This is a genomic window from Gordonia sp. UCD-TK1 (assembly GCF_001691435.1).
Lineage (GTDB): Bacteria > Actinomycetota > Actinomycetes > Mycobacteriales > Mycobacteriaceae > Gordonia > Gordonia hongkongensis.
Genome location: NZ_LZMP01000056.1, coordinates 1 through 5,440, shown reverse-complemented (window position 1 = coordinate 5,440; position 5,440 = coordinate 1). Strand labels below are relative to the sequence as shown.

Sequence of the window (5,440 nt, the reverse complement as noted above, 5' to 3'; positions counted from 1 at the left end):
AAGGGAAAGAGAGGAAGGGGGGGGAAAGGAGGGAGAAAAAGAGAAAAAAAAAGAAAGAGAAAGGGGAGAGGGAAGAGGAGAAAAGGGAGAAGAAAAAGGAAAAAAAAAAAAAGAAAGGGAAAAAGAGGAAGGAGGGGAGAGAAAGGAGAGGGGAAGAAGGGAAAAAGAAGGAAAAGGAGGGGGAAAGAGAGGGAAAGGGAGGAGAGGGAGGAAAAGAAGAAAAAAAGGAGGGGAAAAGAGAAAGGGAGGAAGGGGAAGAAGAAAGGGAAAAGAAGGGAAAGGAAGAAGGAAAGGAGAGGGAAAAGAAGAAGGAAAAAAAAAAGAAGGAGAGAAGGAGGAGGGGGAAGAAGGAGAAGGGAGAAAAGAGGAAGAAAGAAAAAGAAGAAAAAGAGAAAGAAAAGAGGAAAGAAAAGAAGGGGGAGGAGAAGAAAAAGAAGAGAAGAGGGAGGAAGAAAAAGGGAGAGGGGAAAAAAAGAGAAAAAAAAAAGAAGAAGGAGAAGGGAGAAGGGAAGGAAGAAAAAGAGGAAGAGAAAAGAAGAGAAGAGAGGGAAGAGGGGAGGAAGAAAGAAAGAGGGAAAAAGAAGAAGGAAGAAAGGGAGGGGGGGGGGAAGGAGAAGAAGAGAGAAGAGAAGGAAGAGGGAGGGAAGAAGAAAGAGGGAGGAAAAAAGGAGGAAAAGGAGGAGAGGGAGAGAAAAAAAAGGGGGAGGAAAAGGAGGGGAGGGGGGAGAGAGGGGGAGGAAGAGAAAGGGGGGGGAGAAAAGGGGAGAAGGGGGAAAAGGAAGAAAGGAAAGGAGAAGGAAAAGAGAAAAAAGAAGAAAGAAAGGAAGAAGAAGAAGGAGGGAAGGAAAAAGAAAGAGAAAAAGGAGAGAAAGAAAAGAAAGGAAGAAGAAAAGAAAGAAGAGAGGAAAAGAGAGGGAGGAGGGGAGAAAGAGGAGGAGGGAAGAAAAGAAGGGGGGAGGGAGAAAGAGGAGAAAGGAAAAAAGAAGAAAGAGAAGGGGGAAGAGAAGAGAGAAGAGAAAAGGAAAAAGAAGAAGAGGGAAAGGAAGAAGGGGAAGAAGAAAGAAAMAGAAAAAAGAAGAMAAGAGGGGGAGGAAGGAAAAAAGAAAAGGGGGAGGGGGGAAAGAAGGAAGGGGAGGGAAGAGAAAAAGGAGAGAAAAGAAAAGAAGAGGGAAAGGAGGGAAAGAAAGGGGGAAAAGGAGAGGAAAAAGAGGGAGAAAGAAAAGGAAAAAGAGAAAAAAAAAAAGAAGAAGAAGAAGGGAAGAAAGGAGAAAGAGAAGGGGAAGGAGAGAAAAGAGGAGAAGAGAAAGAAAGAGGAGGAGGAGGGGGAGGAGGAAAGAAGGAAAAAGAAGAAAGAAAAGGGAGAGGAAGGGAGGGGAGGGGGGAAGGGGGAAAAGAAGGAAAAGAAGGGGGAGAGGGAGGAAGAAGGGGGAGAAGAAGAGAGGAAAAAGGAGGGGGAGGGGAAAGAGGGGGGGGGGAAAGAAGAGAAGAAAAGAGAGAAGGAGAAGAAGGAGGGGGAGAAGAAAGAAGAGAAGGGGGGGAAGAGAAAGGGGAGGGAGGAGGAGGGAGGGAAGGAGAAGAAGGAAGGAAAGAAAGAGAGGGGGGAGGAGAAGGGGGAAGAGAGGAAAGAGAGGGAGGAGGGGAAAGGGGAAGGGGAGGAAGAGAGGGGGGAGGAGAAAAGAAGGAGGAAAAAAGAAAAGAAGAGGAAGAAGAAGAAGAAGAAAGAGAAAAAGAAGGAAGAGAAGGAAAGGAAGAAGAAAGAGAAGAAAGAGGAGAAGGGAAGGGAGAAGAGGAAGAAGGGAAAAAAAGGAAAAAAAAAGAAAGAAAAGGAGAAGAAAAGGAAGAAGGGAAAGAAGGAAAAGGAAAGGAAAGAAGGAAGGGAAAAGAGGGAGAAAGAGAAAAAGAAAAAAAAAGAGGGAAGGAAGAAGAAGGGGGAGGAAAAGGAGAGAAGGGAAGGGAAGAGGGAAGAAAAGAAGAAAAAAGGAAGAAAGGAGGGGGAGAGGGAGAAAGAAAAGAAAAGGGAAGGAAAAAGGAGGAGGAGGGGGGAAAGAAGAAAAAAAAGGGAGAAAGGGAGAAAAAAGAAAGAGAAGAAGAAAGAAAGAAAGAAAGAGAAAAAAAAAGAAAGAAAAGAAAGGAAGGGGAGGGAGAAAAAGAAGAGAGGGAAGAAAAGGAGGAAGAGAAAAAAAGAAGAGGAAGGGAGGAGAGGGAAAGGGAGAAAAAAAAAGGAAAAAAAAAGAAAAAGGAGGGAAAGGAGGAAGGGGAAGGAAGGAAAGAGGAAAAAAGGAAGGGAAGGGAGAAGAAAAAAAAGAAGGGAGAAAAGAAAAAGGAGAAAAAGAAGAGGAAGGAGGGAGGGGAGGAGGAAAAGAAGAAGAAGAAAAGAGAAAAAAAAAGGAAAAAAAGGGAGGGGAGGAAGAAAAAGAAAGAGAAGAAAAAAAAGAAAAAAAAGGAGGAGAGGAGGGGAAAGAGGGAGAAAGAGGAAGGAAAGGAAGAAAAAAAAAAGGAAAAGAAGGAAAAGGAAAAAGAGAAAAAGAGAAAGGGGAAGAGGGAGAGGGAGGGGGAGGGAAAAAAGGGGAAGAAGAAGAGGGAGGAAAAGAAGGGAGAAAAAGAGGAGAAGAAAAAAAGGGGGAAGGAGGGAGAGAAAGAAAAGGAGGAAAAAGGAGGAAAAGAAGAAGAAGAAAAAAGAAAGAGAGGAGAGGGGGAAAAAAAGAAGAGGAAAAAAGGAAAAGGGGGAAAGAGGAGGAGGGAGAAAAGAAAAAGAAAGAGGGGAGAAAGAAGGAAGGAGGGAAGAGAGAGGGGGAGGAAGAGGGAGAGAAAAGGGAAAAGGAAAGGGAAAAGGAAGAGGAAAAGGAAAAAAAGGAAAGGAAGGGAAAAAAGGGGAAGAAGAAGGGGGGAGAAGAAGGAAGAGGGAGGGAAAAGAAAAAGAAGGAGGGGAAGGAAGGAAGGGGAAGAAGGAAAGAAGGGGAGAAGAAGGAGAAAAAGAAGAAGGAGAAGAAAGAGAAAAAGGAAAAGAAGAAAGAGGAAAAGGAGGAGAAGAAGAAAAAGAAAGGAAAAAAGAAGGAAGAGAAAGGGAAAGAGGAGGAAAGGGGAAAGAAAAAAAAGGGGAGAAAGAAAGAGAGGGAGAAGGAAAAGAAAAGGGAGAGGGAAGGGAAGGAAGAGAGGGAGGAGAAGGAGGAGGAAAAAGAAAAAGAGAAAGAGGAAAAAGAGGGAAAGGAGAAGGAAAAAAGAAAAGAGGAAAAGAAGGGGGAGAGGGAGGGGGAAAAAGAAAAGAAAAAGGGAAGAAAGAAGGGGGGGAAGGGAAAGAAAAAGAAGAGAAAGAGGAAAAGAGAGGAGAGAGAAGGAAAAGGAAAGGAAGGGGGGAAGAGGAAGAAGAGGGGGGAAAGAAAAAGGAAGAAAGAAAAGAAGGGGAAAGAGGAAGGAAGGAAGAAAGGGAGGGGGAAGGAGGAAAAGGAGAAGAAGAAGAGGGAAGAAAAAGAAGGGCAAGAGAGGGGGGAGAAGGAGGCAGGGGGAGAGAAAGCGCAGGCGCAGGAGGAAGAGGAGAAGGACAAAGGGGGGGGAGAGGGAAGAAAAGGAAAAAAGAAAGAGAAGAAGAGGGAGGAAGAGAAGGAGGGGGAGAAGAGGGAAGGGAAGGAAGAAAAGGAGAGGGAAAAGAGGGGGGAGAGAGAGGAAAAGAAAAAGGAAAAAAAGGAGGAGGGAGGGGAGGGGGAGAAGGGGGAAGAGGGAAAAGAAAAGAGGAAGGGGAAAGAGAAAAAGGAGGGGGAAAAGGAGGGAGAGGAGGGGAAGGAAAAAAAGAAGGAAGGAAAGGAAGAAAAGGGGAAAAAGAAAAGGGAAGAGGAGGGAAAGAAAAAGGAAAAAGGGAGAAAGGAGAGGAAAGAGAAAGGAAAAGAAGAAAGGGAGAAAGAAGGAGAGAGAAAAAGGAGGAAAGAGAGAAGGAGGAGAAAGAGAGAAAAGGAGGAGGGGAAAGGGGAAGAAGAAGAAAAAGAGGAAAAGAAAGGAAGAAAAGAGGGGAAAGGGAAGGAGGAAGAAGAGAGGAGAAAGGGGGAAGAGGAGAAAGAAGGGAGAAGAAAGGAAGGGGAAGAAGAAAAGGAAAGGAAAAGGGGGGAAAAAAGAAAGAAAAAAGAAGAGAGAAGGGAAGAGGGAAGGGAGGAAAGAGAAAAGGAGGAGGAAGAAAAGGGAGAGAGAAAGAAAGGGGGGGAAAGGGAGAAAGGAAAGAAAGAAGGAGGAAAGGAAGGGGGGAAGAAAGGGGGAGGAGGAGGAAGGAAGAAAGGAAGGGGGGAAGGAGAGGAAAAGAAAGGGAAAAGAGAAAAAGGAAGAGGAGGGAAAAGGAAGAGAGAAGAAAGGAAGAAGGGGGGAAGGAAAGGAAGAGAAGGAAAGGAGGAGAAAGGAAGGGGGAAGGGGGAAGGGAGGAAAAGAAGAAGAAAGGAAGGAAGAAAGAAAAGAAAAAGGAGAAGGAAAGAGAGGGGAGAAGAAAAAGGAAAGAGGAAAAGAAAAGAAAGAAGAAAAGAAGAGAAGAGAAAGAGAGAGGGAAGGAGAAAGAAAAAAGGGGGGAAGAGGAAGAAAAGAGAAAGAAGAGGAGGGGAAAGAAAAAAAGGAAGAAGAAGGAAGGAGAGGAAGAGAGGAAAAAGAGGGAGGGAAAAGGAAGGAGGGGGAAGGAAAGGGAAGAAGGAGGGAGGAAAGAGGAGGGGGGGAAAAGAAGAGGAAGAAGAGAGGAAGAAAAGAGAGGGGAAAAGGGAAAAAAGAGAAGAGAGAAAAGGAAAAAAAGGGGAAGAAGAGAGAAAAAAGGAAGGGAAGAAAGGGAAAAGAAGAGGAAGAAAAGGAGAAGAAGAAAAAGAGGAAGGGGGGGAAAGAAGAGGGAGGGGAGGGAGAAAGGGAGAAAAGGAAGAGAGGAGAGAGAGGAGAAAGGAGAGGGAGAAGGGGAGAAGGGGAAGAAAGAAGGAAAAGGAGAGGGAAGGAGGAAAAAAGAAGGAGGAAGGAAGGAGGGAGAAAGAGAAGGGGGAGAAGAAGAAGAAAGAGAAGAAAGGGGGAAAGGAGGAGGAAGGGAAGAGAGAAAAAGAGGAAGGGGGGAGAAGAAAAGAAGGGGGAGAGAAGAGAGAAGAAAGGGGAGAAGAGGGGGAGGAAAAGGGGGAGAAGAAAAAAAGGAGGAGAAAGGAAAGGGGAAAAGAAGAAAGAGAAGAGAGAGGGGGGAGGGAGGAGGAAAGAGAGGGGGGAAAGGAGGAGAGGAGGAAAAAAGAGGGGGAAGGGGGAGGAAGAAAGAAGGGGAAAGAGGGGGAAGGGGGAGAAGGGGAAGAAAGAAGGGGAGGAGAAGGAGGAGGAGGAAAAGAGGAGGGGGAAGGAGAGAAAGAGGGGGGGGGAGGGAGGGGGGAAAGGAGGGAGAGAAGAGAAAGGGAGAAGAAAGGGAAAGAGAGGAAGGGGGGGGAAAGGAGGGAGAAAAAGAGAAAAAAAAAGA

At 45.6% G+C, this 5,440-nt stretch carries 1 protein-coding gene; it reads left to right on the top strand.

Annotated features, from left to right (window positions below):
- A partial coding sequence (locus A9310_RS26675) for a hypothetical protein (protein ID WP_175401189.1) occupies positions 1–5,440 on the top strand: 5,440 nt, incomplete at both ends.